Origin of the sequence: Bacillus sp. G1(2015b) (genome assembly GCF_001482475.1) — a bacterium.
Taxonomy (GTDB): Bacteria; Bacillota; Bacilli; order Bacillales; family Bacillaceae; genus Bacillus; species Bacillus safensis.
The window spans coordinates 115,187-132,708 of sequence record NZ_LKIC01000028.1 but is presented as its reverse complement, the minus strand read 5'-3'; the positions used below and the strand labels follow the sequence as shown (position 1 = coordinate 132,708).

General features: G+C 38.5%; 19 protein-coding genes. 10 read left to right on the top strand and 9 right to left on the bottom strand.

Going from position 1 to position 17,522, the window contains the following annotated elements:
* Window positions 1–212: 212 nt before the first annotated feature.
* Window positions 213–803: a TetR/AcrR family transcriptional regulator gene (locus AMR95_RS15325; protein WP_058838782.1), complete on the bottom strand. Its 591-nt coding sequence runs from the start codon at window positions 801–803 to the stop codon at window positions 213–215.
* A gap of 191 nt (window positions 804–994) precedes the next feature.
* Here AMR95_RS15325 and AMR95_RS15320 point away from each other — a divergent pair, with 191 nt between their 5' ends.
* Complete coding sequence (locus AMR95_RS15320; RefSeq protein WP_058838781.1) at window positions 995–2,176, top strand: FAD-dependent oxidoreductase; 1,182 nt, start codon at window positions 995–997, stop codon at window positions 2,174–2,176.
* Window positions 2,177–2,435: 259 nt separating this feature from the next.
* Here the strand turns inward: AMR95_RS15320 and AMR95_RS15315 are convergent, their stop codons facing one another.
* A complete protein-coding gene (locus AMR95_RS15315; protein WP_058838780.1) occupies window positions 2,436–3,884 on the bottom strand; it encodes a DHA2 family efflux MFS transporter permease subunit in 1,449 nt (482 codons plus the stop codon).
* Between the two features lie 208 nt (window positions 3,885–4,092).
* Here AMR95_RS15315 and AMR95_RS15310 point away from each other — a divergent pair, with 208 nt between their 5' ends.
* A complete protein-coding gene (locus AMR95_RS15310) occupies window positions 4,093–4,704 on the top strand; it encodes a TetR/AcrR family transcriptional regulator (protein ID WP_058838779.1) in 612 nt (203 codons plus the stop codon).
* Between the two features lie 210 nt (window positions 4,705–4,914).
* Here the strand turns inward: AMR95_RS15310 and AMR95_RS15305 are convergent, their stop codons facing one another.
* From AMR95_RS15305 to AMR95_RS19155, 3 genes are all read right to left on the bottom strand, one after another.
* The gene (locus AMR95_RS15305) at window positions 4,915–5,625 is read right to left on the bottom strand and encodes an NAD-dependent protein deacylase (RefSeq protein WP_058838883.1); all 711 of its coding nucleotides are present in this window, start codon (window positions 5,623–5,625) and stop codon (window positions 4,915–4,917) included.
* A gap of 29 nt (window positions 5,626–5,654) precedes the next feature.
* Window positions 5,655–6,743: a mechanosensitive ion channel family protein gene (locus AMR95_RS15300; RefSeq protein ID WP_058838778.1), complete on the bottom strand. Its 1,089-nt coding sequence runs from the start codon at window positions 6,741–6,743 to the stop codon at window positions 5,655–5,657.
* A 164-nt stretch (window positions 6,744–6,907) separates the two neighbouring features.
* Window positions 6,908–7,009 carry a YhdX family protein gene (locus tag AMR95_RS19155; RefSeq protein WP_008359843.1) on the bottom strand — a complete coding sequence of 34 codons (102 nt, stop codon included), beginning with the start codon at window positions 7,007–7,009 and terminating at the stop codon, window positions 6,908–6,910.
* A 305-nt stretch (window positions 7,010–7,314) separates the two neighbouring features.
* On the opposite strand from AMR95_RS19155, the gene AMR95_RS15295 reads away from it, so the two are divergent.
* From AMR95_RS15295 to crcB (AMR95_RS15285), 3 genes are read left to right on the top strand one after another with little or no spacing between them, the layout of a single operon-like run.
* Window positions 7,315–8,031, top strand: coding sequence for a glycerophosphodiester phosphodiesterase (locus AMR95_RS15295; protein WP_039177505.1), 717 nt, complete (start codon window positions 7,315–7,317; stop codon window positions 8,029–8,031).
* Between the two features lie 5 nt (window positions 8,032–8,036).
* Complete coding sequence (crcB, locus tag AMR95_RS15290) at window positions 8,037–8,432, top strand: fluoride efflux transporter CrcB (protein ID WP_039177502.1); 396 nt, start codon at window positions 8,037–8,039, stop codon at window positions 8,430–8,432.
* Complete coding sequence (crcB, locus tag AMR95_RS15285; RefSeq protein WP_039177499.1) at window positions 8,433–8,798, top strand: fluoride efflux transporter CrcB; 366 nt, start codon at window positions 8,433–8,435, stop codon at window positions 8,796–8,798. It begins immediately after the preceding gene.
* Here crcB (AMR95_RS15285) and AMR95_RS15280 read toward each other — a convergent pair.
* The gene (locus AMR95_RS15280; protein WP_034282242.1) at window positions 8,795–9,187 is read right to left on the bottom strand and encodes a hypothetical protein; all 393 of its coding nucleotides are present in this window, start codon (window positions 9,185–9,187) and stop codon (window positions 8,795–8,797) included. The genes crcB (AMR95_RS15285) and AMR95_RS15280 overlap by 4 nt on opposite strands.
* A gap of 90 nt (window positions 9,188–9,277) precedes the next feature.
* Window positions 9,278–10,660: a hemolysin family protein gene (locus AMR95_RS15275; protein ID WP_039177497.1), complete on the bottom strand. Its 1,383-nt coding sequence runs from the start codon at window positions 10,658–10,660 to the stop codon at window positions 9,278–9,280.
* 337 nt (window positions 10,661–10,997) lie between these two features.
* Between AMR95_RS15275 and AMR95_RS18960 the strand changes: the two genes are divergently transcribed.
* Window positions 10,998–11,438 (top strand): MerR family transcriptional regulator, encoded by a 441-nt coding sequence (locus tag AMR95_RS18960; RefSeq protein ID WP_075622707.1) that lies wholly within the window; start codon window positions 10,998–11,000, stop codon window positions 11,436–11,438.
* Between the two features lie 58 nt (window positions 11,439–11,496).
* Window positions 11,497–12,828 carry a hemolysin family protein gene (locus AMR95_RS15265; protein ID WP_039177491.1) on the top strand — a complete coding sequence of 444 codons (1,332 nt, stop codon included), beginning with the start codon at window positions 11,497–11,499 and terminating at the stop codon, window positions 12,826–12,828.
* A 39-nt stretch (window positions 12,829–12,867) separates the two neighbouring features.
* Here AMR95_RS15265 and AMR95_RS15260 read toward each other — a convergent pair whose 3' ends face one another.
* Window positions 12,868–13,470 (bottom strand): lysophospholipid acyltransferase family protein, encoded by a 603-nt coding sequence (locus tag AMR95_RS15260; protein ID WP_039177489.1) that lies wholly within the window; start codon window positions 13,468–13,470, stop codon window positions 12,868–12,870.
* 370 nt (window positions 13,471–13,840) lie between these two features.
* On the opposite strand from AMR95_RS15260, the gene AMR95_RS15255 reads away from it, so the two are divergent.
* The 3 genes from AMR95_RS15255 to AMR95_RS15245 are packed head-to-tail and all read left to right on the top strand — an operon-like array spanning window position 13,841 to window position 15,661.
* Window positions 13,841–14,332, top strand: a complete 492-nt coding sequence (locus AMR95_RS15255) for a sigma-70 family RNA polymerase sigma factor (protein ID WP_024425287.1) — start codon at window positions 13,841–13,843, stop codon at window positions 14,330–14,332.
* A complete protein-coding gene (locus AMR95_RS15250) occupies window positions 14,325–15,383 on the top strand; it encodes an anti-sigma factor (RefSeq protein ID WP_041089604.1) in 1,059 nt (352 codons plus the stop codon). The genes AMR95_RS15255 and AMR95_RS15250 overlap by 8 nt, the downstream gene beginning before the upstream one ends.
* Window positions 15,371–15,661 (top strand): hypothetical protein, encoded by a 291-nt coding sequence (locus AMR95_RS15245; RefSeq protein ID WP_024425288.1) that lies wholly within the window; start codon window positions 15,371–15,373, stop codon window positions 15,659–15,661. Before AMR95_RS15250 ends, AMR95_RS15245 begins: the two co-directional genes overlap by 13 nt.
* 63 nt (window positions 15,662–15,724) lie before the next feature.
* Here the strand turns inward: AMR95_RS15245 and AMR95_RS15240 are convergent, their stop codons facing one another.
* A complete protein-coding gene (locus AMR95_RS15240) occupies window positions 15,725–17,125 on the bottom strand; it encodes an amino acid permease (RefSeq protein ID WP_024425289.1) in 1,401 nt (466 codons plus the stop codon).
* Between the last annotated feature and the right edge of the window lie 397 nt (window positions 17,126–17,522).

The following is a 17,522-nucleotide window of genomic DNA, read 5'->3' as shown; positions in this document are numbered from 1 at the left end:
CGGCATCTGTGGTGTCCGTCCACGAGTCGATTTAATCTGTTAGTTGTTTTCGCTATCATACCTTGCTTCACTACAAATTGTAGGGGAAATAAACCACATCTTTAAGGTTGATCACCTGTCAACCTGTCTTCTTCAATAAATAAAAAGAAAGTTTATATATAAATCTACAAATCTGTTTAGATGCATAACGTATTCCCCTAACCCCCTCCAATTTAATCCTTCATAGTCATTCCTATCTTATACAATTGAAGAAGTTGCTGAGCCATAAAAGCAGGTGAATCTTTAAACTGATTTTCTCTCCAATAATGAATAACTCCTAGTTGGGCTGATGTCATATAGCTTAAGTAAATATCTTGAGAAACAGATGAATCAATGTCATCTGCTTTAACAACCTCCAAACCTTTTCGAGTATGTTTTCTAATAATCCCTTCTAACTTCTTAGCAAATACAGAAGGACCATATTCTCCGAGCATGATGTTATAAAATTTACTATGGGTATAGATGTTTTCAAACATTCGTTCAAAGATATTTTGAAGCATTGTTAAGCTAAATTCTGTTGTTTTCTCTCCCGAAGGCTTATTTGCAATGGCTTTTTCCAAGTCATCTAATATTTCTTTGATACTCTGTTCTTGTAAGTGCTGTTTATCTTTATAATGAGCATAAAATGTAGAGCGGTTTATATCTGCTCTTTCTGTAATATCATTAACAGATATAGCGTGCATATTCTTTTCTTCTAGTAAAGAAAGGTATGCAGAAATAATGGCTCTTCTCGTTTTCAAAACACGTCGATCTAACTTTTTCATTTCTCATTGAACTCCTACTTTTGAATTATTTTTAAAATTTAAACGACAATAATTGTAAAAAACGTTGTTTAAACCACATTTTATGGAAAATTAATGGTTGTTGGATAGCAGCTTAATTAGATAATATAAACTAACACTTTGAATTTTAACATACAAAGTGTTGTTTTAATATTGTTTAGGAGGAATATGTAATGTCAGATTTACACGTATTAATTGCAGGCGGCGGCATTGGAGGGTTGTGTCTAGGGCAGCACTTAAAGAAAGCAGGCATTAGCTTTTCCATATATGAGCGCGAAGATGAAGTATCTAAAAATGGATATCGCTTGCATATGAATATGGATGGTGGCGAATCGCTTCGTGCTGCTCTTCCAGAAAACTTGTATGAGTTGTATGTACAGACGTCTAGAAAAAATCCACGTCGTGAAATGGCTGTATTAATAGATGAACAAATGAATGAAATAGGTGTTCGTCCACATATTGGAGCTCCAAACGATGAAAAATTCCCCCATACAGCTGTAAATCGAAAAACATTATGCCAAATTTTACTGAGTGGCATTGAAAAACATGTTCATTTCAACTCAGTTGTTACAGGATTTGAACAGAATAAACAAGGAGTAACATTATTTTTAGCTGACGGTACGGTTGCCAAAGGGGACATATTAGTAGCAGCAGATGGCATCAATTCAGCTGTTCGCTATCAGCTTATGCCTCACGTCCAACCAATAGATACAAATGCTAGAGCAATTTATTCTAAATCTCCTCTTACCAAAGAGATCAGACAGACATTACCAGACATCTTATTTGATGGTTTCATCATGGCGGCAGATTCAAATGACACACTTATGGCAATTGGACCGTTTGAGCCAAGACGTACAGTAGACGAAGCTGCTAAGGAACTAGCACCTAAATCTACTATTGAGTCTGTTGATGATTATGTCATGATTACACTGGGAATTCCACAATACTTAAGTGCATCAGACAGAGAATCTCCTCTGAAACTTCATCAGATGATGGTTGATTTAACAAAAGATTGGCATCCTATTTTACGAGGTCTCGTTGAACGCATTGACCCTCATACTGTAGCAGCGCTTTCCGTTCGTGCAATAGAACCAATAGATCCTTGGGAGACTAGTCGTGTTACATTGATTGGTGATGCCATCCATGCTATGCCACCAAGCTTCGGCGCTGGTGCAAATTTAGCTTTGCGAGATGCTCGTATTTTAGCAGAGCAAATTGTAACTGTTCATAAACAGAAAGCTGATGTATATAATGCGATTTCTCAATATGAAAAAGCTATGAGAGCTTATGACTACCCAATTTTCGAGATGTCAGCAAACCAAAATGAAGCTCGAAAATTTAATAAAACACACTAGTAGTTTAGATAAATCCTGTACTTTATTGTTTCTAAAATTTCACTATAATAAAGGATATCTAGGGTTATACAATAGCGTTTACTATTAGACAAGCAGTTTCTTCTATCGTAATCTCAGATACGAATGAAATAATAAATGAATAATTAATTGAACTACTGAAAATTCTTAAATGGCAAATACATTAGAATGAATGTACACACCAAAAAGAAAAACTCCCTATCTTACATAAGGAGTTTTTTTTTGGTTCTTGTATTTTTATTTAATTAATGTCTACACGTTTTATAAAGAATGCATAGATTAATGCGAGAACTACAATAAATAATACAAATATAAAGCCGTTCTGAATTCCTGCCGTGATGGCTTCAGGGATGTGTATTGGATTTGTAGGGTCTTTGGTAGCTGCTAAGTATGCTTGCTGCCCCGAAGACATAATACTTACTGAAACGGCTGTTCCAATCGCACCAGCTATTTGTTGAAGGGTATTCATGATAGCTGTTCCACTAGGATAATATTTCTTAGGCAGCTGATTCAATCCGTTTGTTTGAGCTGGCATCATAATCAAGGCAATCCCAATCATCAAGGAGATATGAAGTAGAACCATCACTGTTAACGTAGTTGTTGTCGTAACATTGGATAAAAACCATACTACAATAATAGTTATTAAAAACCCAGGAATGACAAGCCATTTGGGGCCAAAGCGATCAAATAATTTACCAATAACAGGAGACATCAAGCCGTTGATGATTCCACCTGGAAGTAGAGTAAGACCGGCCACAAATGCGGAAAGCGTCAAACCTGCTTGTAAGTACATTGGTAAAAGTAACATCGACGACATAATAAGCATAAAACAAACGAATACAAGTACAACACCTAGGGTAAACATTGGATATTGGAAAGCACGTAAATTTATCATAGGCTGTTCCATTTTTAGTTGGCGCCAGCAGAATAAGATTAATGCGATCACTCCAATAATTAGCAATCCTATTACTTTTGGGCTTCCCCATCCTTCTGGTCCTTCTCCAGCACTACTAAATCCAAATACCGTACTACCAAAACCGATTGTTGATAATACAATGGATAAAATATCAATCTTCGGTTTTGTTAATTCGGAAACGTTCTCCATATAAAAAATACCTGCTAGTAATCCTATAATTAAAAAGGGTAAACAAATCCAAAAAATCCAGTGCCAGGTTAAATCTTCGAGAATTAATCCGGATAACGTAGGGCCAACAGCTGGCGCGAACATAATCACTAGCCCAATCATCCCCATTGCCCCACCACGTTTTTTTGGAGGAATAATAATCAAAATCGTATTAAACATTAAAGGTAATATTAATGCAGTACCTATCGCTTGGAAAATACGAGCCACCATTAGCACTTCAAAACTAGGAGCCATTGCAGCAATAACGGTGCCAATAATAGAAAAAACTAAAGAAGTAATAAATAATTGTCTTGTGGTAAACCATTGTTGTAAAAGTCCTGAAACAGGAACCAAAATACCTAATGTTAATAGATATCCAGTTGTTAACCATTGAATCGTAGTCGCATTAGTATGGAAAACATCAATTAATGTATTTAATGCAATATTTAAAGCTGTTTCACTAAATAGTCCAATAAAAGCACTGATTAAAAATGCAGCAAAAATTGGAATAACTTTATACTCTTTACCTGTAACTTCAGGCGCCGAGACATTTGTGTTTGTACTCAAATAAAATCTCCCTTTCTTCTTCCCTCTCATCTTTCATTAGTGTGTATAAATGAAAAAATAGAGAAGTCTCCTATAATCATTTTCGAAACTCATGAGTTCCGAAAATGATTATAACACAAATACGGTACTTTAAGGTACCGTATTTACTAAAAATTTTTTTTGTGTTCAAATAGATGTAGTGCATAATAAAGAAAAAGGAGTTTTCAGAATGGATAGAGAATGTATGAAAGCCAAAGAGCGAGGCCGGCCGATAGATCCGGATAAGAATGATCTCATATTGGAAACGACACTGAACATATTAACTGACATTGGCTTCTTAAATTTGACCATGGATAAAATAGCGAAAGAAGCTAAAGTAAGTAAAGCTGCTATTTATCGAAGATGGAGTTCAAAAGAAGAACTTGTCTTGGAGGCAGTAAAACGAATTGATCCCTTTAAAAACGGTTCTATTTCTTTGCCGATAGAAGGGGCTGAATTATCCCTTAGAGAACAATTAGTTAATTTGCTATGCCATAGCTTTGTAAGGGGTAATAAACGACATGAGTATTTTACGACGATCCTTTTTGCAGCCCTCCCTCATGCAAGTATAAAGAATAAGGATTTATATAGAGAATTTATTTTGAACTTACAAAAAGCAATTGAAACGATAGTGCAACCTTTTTTAGGCACTGAGACATTAGAGGAAAATGGAAGCATATTAGTTGATACGATTCTTGGATTATTTTCACATCGCATCATATTAATTGATCAACCAATAAGTAAGAGTTACATTGAGAAAATTGTTGATAAGATTATATTACCTTCAATAGTAGTTATATAAGTAAGGTATGATAGCTACTGATCATTCTAGAAAACAACTAGCAGAATAAATCGACTCGTGGACGCATGACCAAAGATACCGCATTGCATCAACCTATGAATTCATGCAGTAAAAAGCCCCCTACGAAAATAGGGAGCTTTTCTATTTGTCGTGTATTCGATATGAAAAGTCAAAAATCGGCACCTGTTGGATGCGGGTTTTTTTAATGATTTATAAAGCTTTCACGAGATCGCCAATCCGCTCATGAAAGACAAGATCAAAAAGCGGATCGAATTCTGTTTCACTCAAGTTCATCATCACCATGAAGATGGAAGGATCATGGGCTGCATCTTCTGGAATATATCTCGCTGGCGCTACCTCTAGGGAAGTCCCCATGACGAGCAGCATGTCCGTTTTCTGAAGTGATGTCTCCACTTGATCAAGATGTTTGACCATATCTCCAAAAAGAACAACATCTGTTTTGAGCACACGTCCACACGTTTGACAGACCGGCACCTCTTCTTTTAACAAATAAGGCAGATCATAGACCGCTTGGCAAGATGGACAAGTAGCCGTTTGAATGGAGCCATGGAGTTCATATACATGCTGGCTTCCCGCCTTTTTATGAAGACCGTCAATATTTTGGGTGTAAATATCCACATGCTTCCCTTGTTGCTCAAGGCTGGCTAAAAAGGTGTGCCCGCTATTCGGCTCGTATTCCCCGCTCATTTTCATCTGAAACAATTCCTTAAATTTCGGCCAGAATTGATGAGGATTTGATAAAAAGTAGGATCGGCTCATCGCCTCCATGCGGGAAGTATCTTCTGTCCACAGACCACCCGTTGATCTAAAATCCGGAATACCCGATTCTGTACTCATACCCGCACCTGAGAGTACTGTGATATGTGAAGCCTGCGATATTCTCTCTCTTAGCGCTTCCACCTTTTTTTGATCCACGTACCATTCCTCCTTTATTCACCCAGCTGCTTCTCACCTTTTTGTTTCATATAAATGGCCTGTCCAGGGAAAGCAAATTCTACACCTTCTTCGTGGAAAATATCTATGATGCGATAGTTAATATCCTGCTTTATATCAAGGTTTTCAGACCAAGCTGTCGTGTTTGTGTAAAAGTTGAAAAACAAGTTCAAATAGCTGTCTGCCAATACATCGAGATTCACCATAATCGTCTCCTTATGCACACCATCATGCTCGTGAAGCATCTGTTTGAGACGCTTAATACACTGATCAATGTTTTCCTTTGGTGTATTGTAGGAAACGCGAACAGAAAACGTAATCTGACGTTTATTCATTCTCGTCCAGTTTGTGATCGGCTCCTTAGAAAGCGTAGAATTCGGAACGGTCACAACGGCTTCAGCAGGTGTTCGAAACTTTGTGCTTCGAAATGTAATATCTTCAACAGTCCCAAGAACACTTGGTGTCTCCACAAAGTCGCCCATCGTAAAAGGCTTCTCTGTAATGATGACAATCCCTCCAAAAAAGTTAGCCACTGTATCCTGCGCAGCCAGCGCAAAGGCTAGACCACCTAAACCAAGACCTGCCACAAGTCCATTGACATCATAATTAAATTCTTGTGCAATGATACTAATACTTAGTGCGATAATAATGAAACGAAGTACCTTTGATAAAAACGGTGCTAAAATATCATCCATTTCTAGTTCAAATTTCGAATTGACCTTTTGAAATAAGAAGGAAGATGCTGCGGTTAAATTACAAAGTCCCCACGTCAGCATCAAAATAATGGAGGATCTATACAATTTAATGATGACATCCATATGATGCTCAAAGTATGGTGCCTGTCTTAACGCAAAATATAAACCAAGTGCCACGAAAAACAGCCTGGCTGGTTTTTCAAATGCCACAACAATTTGGTTAATGACCTCCGTCTTCGACCGATTTGTCAGCCTAAACAGAAGTTGAAATAAATACTTCGTAAATACTTTCCGAAGCAATAAAAAAAGCAATAAAATACAAAGGCTAATACCGATTTGGATCGCAATATCTACTGTAAAATATGTATCCATCCATTTTTGTGTAAACATGTCTGTCTCTCTCCTTTAAAACAATCCTCTCTAGTTTATAATATAACCTTCGTTCATGTCCTCTCTTAAATGTCTGACCTCTACATAAAAAGCCTCGGGAATAATCCCGAGGCATGATGTTCAAATATGCAATTTTGGCTAGAGACATATCGACGGGCAGCAAACTACTTTTTCTTCTGAGCCTGATCAAGGAGAGTCGCTTTAAACATTTCAGCATCCGTTTCGACCTTAATACGTTCTTCCACTCTAATTCTCCCTTTACCCAATCATCTCGCCTCCTTTTCATCATTATAAAACATCAGAATTTTCAGTCAACATGACGAAAGCACTAATATTTTGACGAACGCTGACGATTTGGACAAAATTGATCGAAGAAAAAATGATGTAGTTCAGATTTACTCAATAAGAGCTTGGGATATTCCTGCAACTTTTCACCTTTTATACACGATGCTTTCTCACCACAAGCCATGTTCCATTACATACAGCTCTCCCTCGTTCCATATAGTAAAGAAGGAAAAACAGCAAAAATTTGATATGATAAGACCAGAACTTATGTCAGGAGCTGGAGCATGTGTATATTATCGCACATAGAGGGTCATCAAGCGCTGCCCCAGAAAATACAATCGCCGCATTTGATTTAGCTGTTCAGCAGGGTGCGGATTATATTGAGTTAGACGTCCAGCTGACAATGGATCAGCACGTAGCCGTTATCCATGATGATACCGTTGATCGAACGAGTAACGGAAGCGGATTAGTGAAAAGTTATACACTTGATCGGCTGAAGAAACTGGATGCAGGAAGCTGGTTTGATTCTCAGTACGCCAACGAACGAATTCCCACCTTACAGGAAATCCTTCAAAGGTACAGTCAGCGTGTCGGGATACTGATTGAGATCAAGCATCCAAAACGGCAGATTGGGATTGAAAAAGCAGTTGTCGACATCATCAACCGGTTTGCCTATTCCCGTCACATCATGGTTCAATCTTTTGATGCCAATGCCCTTCAAAGAGTCAAAGCTTACGCCCCTTCTCTTCGAACGGCTTTTATTATAAAACCCTCTGCCTTCAAACTGACGAAAAGGAAATTAGCGGAGTACAGCTCCTTTGCGGATTGCCTTAATATGAAGAAAACGCTGATCAACAGATGGTGGATTGATCGCATCCACTCATTTGGAATGGATGTCTTTGTATGGACAGTGAATGACCAAAAAACAGCCGACAGGATCAAAACATATCCCATTGATGGAGTGGTGACGGATCACCCGCCATTTTTTCTAAAGGAGAAATGATGTAAATGAAAGCATATCTCGCCGTATTTATCGGTGGACTGGTTGGTACCCTTTGTAGATATGAACTTAGCCAGTCCGTTGTCAGCCACACATTCCCCTATGCAACGCTGATTGAAAACATTATAGGCAGTCTGCTTCTTGGCTTTTCAACAGGGTATTTTATGTTTCGGAAGGGAAAAAAATATCTTGCTGCTTTAATCGGAACAGGATTTTGTGGTGGTTTTACGACAATGTCCACTTTTTCTAAAGAAACAGTTCTCTTATTACAGGATGGACTGTTCACATCAAGTGTCATGTACATTCTACTCTCAGTGATTGCTGGAGTGGGCGCTGCCTTATGTGGACTGATCACCGCTCAGCACCTCTTTCAACAAAATGAGCAGCCGAAAGGAAGCAGATAAATGATTGTATTGTATACAGCTGTTGCTGGCGGGATAGGCAGTGCCCTTCGTTTTTTCCTCAGTCAATCGATTCAGAAAACCAAGTTTCATACTCGTTTTCCGTTTAGTATTATTCTCATCAACTTACTCGGCGCAGCCGGTTTAGGTTTACTGACAGGTGCAGTGACTAACAATGATCCGCTGCTTATGATCATTGGGACTGGTTTTTTCGGTGGTTTTACAACATTCTCTACATTTAGTGTAGAGGCTGCGTCCATGCTGCATGAGCGGCAAATTGGACAGCTTGCTGTCTACTTATTGGTCACCATCATCGGGTCTTTATGTCTGTTTGCTGCGTTTTATCAAATAGGACAGCATCTTTTTTAAATATTGGTGATGGCGGCTAAGCTGATGAGCAACTGATCCATGAGCTGGCGCTTCATCAAAAAGAGTGTTTTTTCACTATAGCCGATTTCCATTGCACATTTTGCCATCCGCCAATCTCGAAAATATTTATAATCGATGAGCTGCTGCTCTATTTCATCCAACTCTTTTAATGCCGTTTCAATACAAGCAACGATGAGTTCATACTGACTTTTTTGCTCTTCTAACTTTTTCCGTGTCATGTGATCGAGATGATGCGGGCTTCTTTTTTCAAGCTGCCTTTCGATATTTAAGATCGCTGCTTGATAATTTTTGAAATTCTTTAAATGAAACTCAATTCGTTTCATTGAGGTTTTTTTCTCCGTGATACTTGCTGTTTCGTACCAAAGCATGTCCATCCCCCTTTATCGAACGTTTGTTCTTATTATATACCGAACATATATTCGTTTAAAAGAGACTAAATACCTAAAAAAACCTTGAGCTTATTTTTCGCTCAAGGTCATTTCGTTTACTAGCAGCGGCTCCTTTATATCAAGCCCAGTGCGTGCACTGCCTTTTTCTGCCGATGTGACACCTTTTTTTAAATCAATCTTTTTAACGTAACGTCCATCCATTTCCAGCACTTTCATTCGAATATCATCAAGATAGATGGATTGTCCTTCTCTAATATCAATATTCTCTTTTAAGATGAGCCCGCCGATTGTATCAATTTCCTCATCATGATATGAAATCTCGATCAAATCTTGAACTTCATCCAATCTCACTTTGCCATCTAAAACATAATGATGATCGGCTCTTTTTTGAATAACTGGCTGCTCATCTTCATCGAATTCATCTCGAATATCTCCGACAATCTCTTCTAAAATATCTTCCGTTGTGACAAGCCCAGACGTTCCGCCATATTCGTCAGTTAAGATCGCCATATGCATTCGATCACGCTGCATCTTGACGAGAAGCTCTTGAATAGGAATCGTGTCGATGACCTCAATCACTGGATATATATAATCTTGAATTTTCAGTTGATCTTTTTCTCCTTGATACACAAGATCTGCAAAGAGCTGCTTTTTGTTCAGCATGCCGATAACATGGTCTTTATCTCCTGAAAACACAGGGAAACGTGTATACTTTTCCTGCGTCATAATGGCGAGGATATCATCTAACGGCATATCTTCTGGAATCGCACAAATTTCTCTGCGCGGTATCATGATCTCTCTGGCAATTCGATTATCGAAATCGAAAATCTTGTTCATATAATTATATTCTGATGGGTTGATTTCCCCATTTTTTAAGCTCTCAGATAATAAAATCTTCAGTTCCTCTTCAGAATGGGAATGTTCTTTTTCAGACCCCATATCGATGCCCATCATTTTAGTTAACAAACGGGCTGACCCGTTTAACACATAAATGAAAGGGAACATAAGGATATAAAATGCATGCAGCGGGCCTGACAGCCATAGCGTCATTTTTTCCGCCTTTTGAATGGCAAGCGTTTTTGGTGCAAGCTCACCTACAACTACATGCAAAAAGGTAATAATAGAGAACGCAAGTGTTGCTGAGATCAGGCTGATTGCTGAATCAGGAATGTTTGTCAAACCAAAACCTCGAACCAAAAGTTCTTTCACAGCCGGCTTACCAATCCACCCTAAACCAAGGGATGTCACTGTAATACCGAGCTGACAGGCTGACAAATATTCATCTAGCCTTGATGTCACCTTTTTCGCCATGATGGCCTTTTTGGACCCTTCGGCAACAAGCTGATTAATTCTTGAACTTCTCACCTTTACTATGGCAAATTCAGATGCAACAAAGAAAGCTGTTAAAGCAATCAAAACACCGACTATACTCAGATTAACAATATCGTCCATTTAACCTTGCTCTTTCTTTGAAGAACAAGGAGTCACCTCCTGATTGATGATGTTATGTTTTGCAAAACGGTTAACTGATTAAATAAGACGACTTTGAGGGCCCCACTTAACCACCTCCGGTTCACGTAAAATTCCGCCTCTCTACATATATATGAAACGGTATTCATTTTATCTTACCATAAATAATCTGAAAATTCCTGTATCATCATGCTGTTTTTGACATGACTGACTAAATTGAGGGAAATCCTCCTCTGTTTCTTCTTATTGGCAGGAAATATGAACAATTAACTTGTGTTTCAGACTAGAATTATATTAAACTATTTTCATAAACTATAACGTGACGGTTAGGAGGAGATGTTCAGATGGGGCTGAGAAAAAGTATCGTATTGGTGAACTAGCACAGATTGCACAGGTAACGAAACGAACTGTAGATTATTATACAAATCTAGGTTTGCTTGCGCCTGTTAGATCTTGCTCAAATTATCGTTATTACGATGAATATGCTTTAAAACGATTACAATTAATCGTTCTTTGCAAACAGCAGAGATTGGCTCTTTCTGACATCAAATCCAGATTAGATGAACAATTTCCTTCTCAAAAGGAAGATCAAGATGAACTTGTCCATTTAACCTCTGATATCGATCGGATGAATGAGCATATGGACCGCATTTTGGCACGTTGTAAGCAGCTTCAGCCAGAACAACGTGAAAAACTAAAAGAACAGCTTACTCCTGAAAAAATGACGGCTGTCCAATCATTTTTACTGCTGTTAAGTTAAAATTTTTACTAAACAGGAGGTGTTACCTTCGTTCTCAAAGTCAGAACGAAGGCCTTAATTGGACATAGTTAATTTACTCATAGTTGCTTTACTTATAGCTTTAACCGCGTTTTTCGTTGCATCAGAGTTTGCGATCATTCGCTTAAGAAGCTCAAGAATTGATCAGTTAATCGCAGAAGGTAATAAAACAGCAGTTGCTGTCAAGCATGTAACGACTCACCTTGATGAGTACCTATCAGCCTGTCAGCTTGGTATTACCATTACCGCCCTTGGTATTGGTTGGTTAGGGGAAGAAACAATTGCACATATGCTTGCTCCACTATTTGTAGAGCTGTCCATTCCTCAATCAGCTAGTTCTATTGTCACTTTTATTATTGCGTTTAGTATCATGACGTTTTTACACGTTGTCGTTGGAGAGCTTGCACCAAAAACGCTTGCCATTCAAAAGGCGGAGCAAGTATCCCTTCTATTTGCTAGACCACTGATGATCTTTTACAAAGTGATGTTCCCGTTCATTTGGGTATTAAATGGTTCTGCTCGTTTGTTAACAAAAGCGTTTGGTCTTCAGCAAGTATCTGAGCATGACATGGCGCACTCTGAAGAAGAATTGCGGATTATTTTATCAGAGAGCTATAAGAGCGGCGAGATTAACCAGTCTGAATTCAAATATGTAAATAAAATTTTCGAATTTGATGACCGTCTGGCGAAAGAAATTATGATTCCTCGTACCGAAGTTGTCAGCTTCCCTCATGATATTACCATTGAGGAAATGTTGAAGGTAACAAAGGTAGAAAAATATACACGTTATCCAATTGAAGATGGCGACAAAGACAATATTATTGGTGTTCTAAATATTAAAGAGGTTCTCACTGCCTGCATTAGCGGTGAGTGTTCTACAAGTGATACGATCGAAAAGTTTGTGAATCCGATTATTCATGTGATTGAAACGGTTCCTGTTCATGATTTATTGCTCAAAATGCAGCGTGAACGTGTACACATGGCCATTTTATCTGATGAATATGGCGGTACAGCAGGTCTTGTGACCGTTGAAGACATTCTTGAAGAAATCGTTGGTGAAATTCGTGATGAGTTCGACATTGATGAAATCAACGAAGTGCGTAAACTTGGAGAAGACCATTACATCTTTGATGGGAAGGTCCTTGTTGATCAAGTCAACCTGCTATTAGGTATACAGCTTGATAATGAAGAGGTCGACACAATTGGCGGCTGGTTCCTTACTCAGAAATATGAAGTAGAGAAAAATGACGCCATTCGTGAACAAGGCTATGAATTTATCATTAATGAAGTCGATGGACACCATGTGGCATACATCGAAGTAAAAAAGTTAAATGAACAATTATTAGAAGCAGCTGAAGAAGGCGCTTCTTAATAAAAAAACGACCCTTGCCTAAGCAAGCGGTCGTTTTTCTTATGACTTTTCGATTAATTGAGCTTCTAACTCTTTAATTCTCGTGTTTAATACTTCCGTCATGGCACCTAATCTTTCTTTTGGCGGGAGATGGTCAAATTCAGACAGTTCAATCGGTTCACCGATAATTAAGCGCATTTTCCCTTTTTTGAAAAGGCTTTTCGCATTTGAAGGCCCTTTGTATGCGGCTGGAACAATTGGCGCTTTACCGAGCTGCGCAATGGTCACTGCCCCTCTTTTTAAAGGAACATCCTCTGTTGTACGCGTTCCGCTTGGAAAAATCCCAACGATCTTTCCCTCTTTTAATAATTTAATGGGCGTTTTAATACTGCTTGGCCCAGGGTTCTCTCGATCAACTGGAAAGGCATGAATCTTTTTTAAAAATCCACCGATCCATTTATTCGCAAACAATTCTTTTTTCGCCATGTAATGGATCTCAAACGGAAGAATTCCTGCGCCTAATGCAAGAACATCCACAAAACCCTCATGTGTACAAGCAATGACAAAACCCCGATCAGTTGGCAGATTCTCTTTTTGATATACTTTGATTCCACCTCGGAGACCAAATATTAATTTGACGGTATAGCCTGAAAATTTATACATAGTGCACTTCCTTTGTTTGAAGAATGAAGGATTTGTCTCTATTATAACAAATTTTTTATTACCTGGTACTAAAAATTTATGAGCAGCCCAATCCTCCCTATCTTTTTCGTTTAAAATGAACGTTCTTACTGTATTCAAGCACATGGTTTTAGGGGAGAATAGAATAGGAATTGTGTCCAATTTTGTCGTTTTTCGATGTTTTTTCCTGATTTGTTCTATTGAAAATACTTTATAAATGATGCAAATTTCGCTATGATAAGGAGAAATGATTTTGATTCGGCGAAAGAAATGAGTAATGTACGGTAATGAGAAGTTTCGTGCAACTTTATGCCTTTCTTATGCGTGTATAACATAGAGGGGAGAAAAATCAGTGACGATCGATGAAATTTATCAAATGTATATGAACGATGTTTACAGGTTTCTGCTCTCCATGACAAAAGACAAACATTTGGCAGAGGACTTATTGCAGGAAACCTTTATGCGTGCTTATATACATATTCATTCCTACGACCATAGCAAAGTGAAACCTTGGTTATTTCAGGTGGCACGAAATGCTTTTATTGATTATGTCAGGAAACATAAAAAAGAAGTGACCATATCGGATGACCTTATTGGCGGTCTTTTACAAACGTCTGTACAAAGCCCTGCTGAACAGGTTGAAATAAAGGAAGTACTCACCATGTATTTGGAGCAGCTTCCAGATAACTACAAGGAAGCGTTGACATTGTATTATTTAAAAGAACTAAATTACAAGGAAGCATCCAAGGTCATGAATATTACTGAAGCAAATTTTAAAAGTGTTTTATTTCGTGCAAGGCAGCGCCTAAAAGCACTTTACAACAGAGGTGTTAATGATGAATGAAGAATTTAACAAGCGATGGGAAAAATATAATAATGGTGAGATGAATGAGGAAGAAATGATAGCGTTTGAGGAAGAGCTTGAAGAAAACGAAAAACGCTTAAGCCAGGAACTGAACGACTCGGATTGGACAGATTTTTCCATCAGTCCTGAGAAGCAAAAAGCCATTTTACAATACGGAAAAAGAAAGTCATATTTACGTATTTCCGTACTTGCTGTCATATCGACACTCATTATTTTACCGCTTTGTACATTAGGAAGTTATCTATACTACGGCGTTGGCGGAGCCGAGAGCAAAGGCAATCACTTCATGGAAACAGCCGCTGTCACCGTCGCTTTGACCAAACCAAACGTGGCCATAGATATGAAGGATTTAAAAGGTCAGGTCAAACTTTTTGGGATGAACACCGAATTGAAGCTGCAAAAACAAATTGGCAATAAAACAGAAGCCATTGGCAGTGAACAAATCGAAATGTTTTTCGATAAATTAAAGCAGCCTACCATCTCTTATTATGGTGACAGCGCACGCGAAACGGAAGGTTTCTTTACTCATCCTTCGGCGCAGGCAGATGCCTCAAAAAAACAAACACTCACTACGTTAGACAAGCTTCCTGAAGGAACAGTAAGTGAAGTGTATGTATCCTATGACAAAGCTTACACACCAAAGGACGTTTATTCCTTTGCTAAAAAATACGATATGAAAGTGCTGTGGAATGCGATTAAAACAGAGGATTCATTAAGTGGAAATCAGCGGCCAATCGGCTTTCCTGGGAAAGACTCTGAATTTTTAAAAGAGCTTCAGCACACATCCAAAACTGAGGTAGATCAATTCAAAGATGCCCTTGCTTATGTCAATCAGCACCCGACCTGGGCAACAACGATCTCCGGCAGACCTGATCTTGATCTGTCTAATCGTATACGCTATATCGATCAAAATGGCGTCACGGTTTATGGCTCTGTGGTCACTGGACCTTCTAAAGAAATTGAGAAATTTGTGAAGACAAAACGCATTAAAACGGCAAAAGTGAGCGAGGTGGAATTATGGAATTGGTAAGAATCTTTAAAGAGCATAATGTATTTGGCTGGATTTCTGTCGGCACAGCGATATTATCCCTGCTCATGCTAAACCTCGCCATTATCAGCAACGTGACATTTTATTCTTTTCAAATGCTACCTTTTGCAATGGCCGCAGTTCCATTTGGCATTATTGAACTGTTCATTAAAAAAGGCCGTACGGGTCCAGGTTTCCTCGGTGTCGTACTGAATATCTTTGTCATTGTTTGTGTCTATGCCATCGTATCAATCGATGTCGATCTTCAGTTAGGTTTTTAATCAGTACTCAAAAGCAAAAGCCCGTGTTACTTGACTGCACCAAGTAGCACGGGCTTTTTTAAGTTATTTTTTATTCAATTCTGAGTGCTTTCTTGAATATAAGAAATACACAACCAGCCCAATGGCAAGCCAGATTAAGAAACGAACAAAGGTGATTGCACCAAGCTTATAAATGAGCAATCCGCAAGATAGAATAGCCAAGATCGGAATAAGCGGAACTGCTGGGCATCTGAATGCTCTCGGTAAGTCCGGCTGCGTTTTTCTCATCACAATGACCGCCACTGAAATCAAAATGAATGCTGAAAGTGTCCCGATGTTCACTAGGCTTGCCAGCTCATCAAGTGGAATAAATCCACCCATTAATGCTGACAATGTACCGAAGAACAGTGTATTGATGTAAGGTGTTTTATGCTTTGGATGAACCTTTGATAGAACCTTCGGCACCAAACCATCACGAGACATAGCAAACATCACGCGTGTCTGGCCGTACAGCATGACAAGCATCACGGTTGTCATCCCTAGAATCGCACCGACATCCACAATACCAGCCACCCAGTTTTGTCCGGCTACTTGTAAAACGAGAGACACTGGATGTGATACTCCCTCAAAATTCATGAAAGGAACGATGCCCGTCATAATCGCACTAACAACAACATAAAGCAGCGTACAAATCAATAAGGAAGTAATAATCCCTCTAGGCAGGTTGCGTGATGGATTTTTTGTCTCCTCTGCCGCGGAAGCTACTGCATCAAACCCGATAAATGCAAAGAATACTAGGGCTGCTGCACTTAAGACCCCTGATGTGCCAAATGGAACGAATGGTGTCCAGTTTTCAGGTTTTACATATTTCACAGCGACTAAAATAAAGAGCAGAATCACAGCAATTTTCATAATAACCATGATGTTATTTACTCGTTTTGATTCTTTAATACCAAAGTACAACAGGAAGGTGATGACCATTAAAATAATAAATGCTGGAAGATTAAAATATGTCACTTGCCCCTTTAAACCACCTGGTGCTGCTGTTAACTCAACTGGTATATGAATCCCTATCCCATTTAAAAATGACACAAAATAGCCCGACCAGCCCGCTGAAACGGCACTAGCGGCCAGCATATATTCTAATATTAAATCCCAGCCAATGATAAACGCTAGAAATTCCCCCATTGATGCGTACGTAAATGTATACACAGACCCTGATACAGGCACTGTGGAAGCAAATTCCGCATATGACAGTGCTGCAAACAAACAAGCAAGACCTGCGATGACAAATGATAGAACAAGTCCTGGCCCTGCAGTGACGGCTCCTGTACCTGTCAGAACAAATATCCCTGTCCCGATTATGGCTCCAATGCCAAGCATGGTTAAATCAAATGAACCCAATTCCTTTTTTAATGCTTTTTCCCCTTGTGTTGCCGCAATGAGCTCTGAAATGCTCTTTTTTCTAAACAACGAATTGCTCATACCATCACTCCCAAAACTTAGTATCAGTCTAAAGACGCCACATTCATATAATTCACAATATTTTCTGAATATTTAGATTAAATTTAGCGCAATAAATTGGTGGCGTAAAATTATTATATATGAAAATTAAAAAATGAAAACACTTTTTTTTAAAATAGAGTGAAAATTCTTATATATCAACGAAATGTTTGTCAATAAGTGGGTTAGATTTTCTCCATTCCTTATTCAATTGATAGCTTGTCTTTCTCTATTTATTATACAACATAGAAGATTATATTTTTTTAGTATACTTATTATGCAACAAAAATTAGACCTTTTTTTAAAAAGCAGGTCCACAATTATGTTATTTTAAAGCCTTTAGACTGATAGTGATCTATGAGAAAAGACCAGTTCCGCG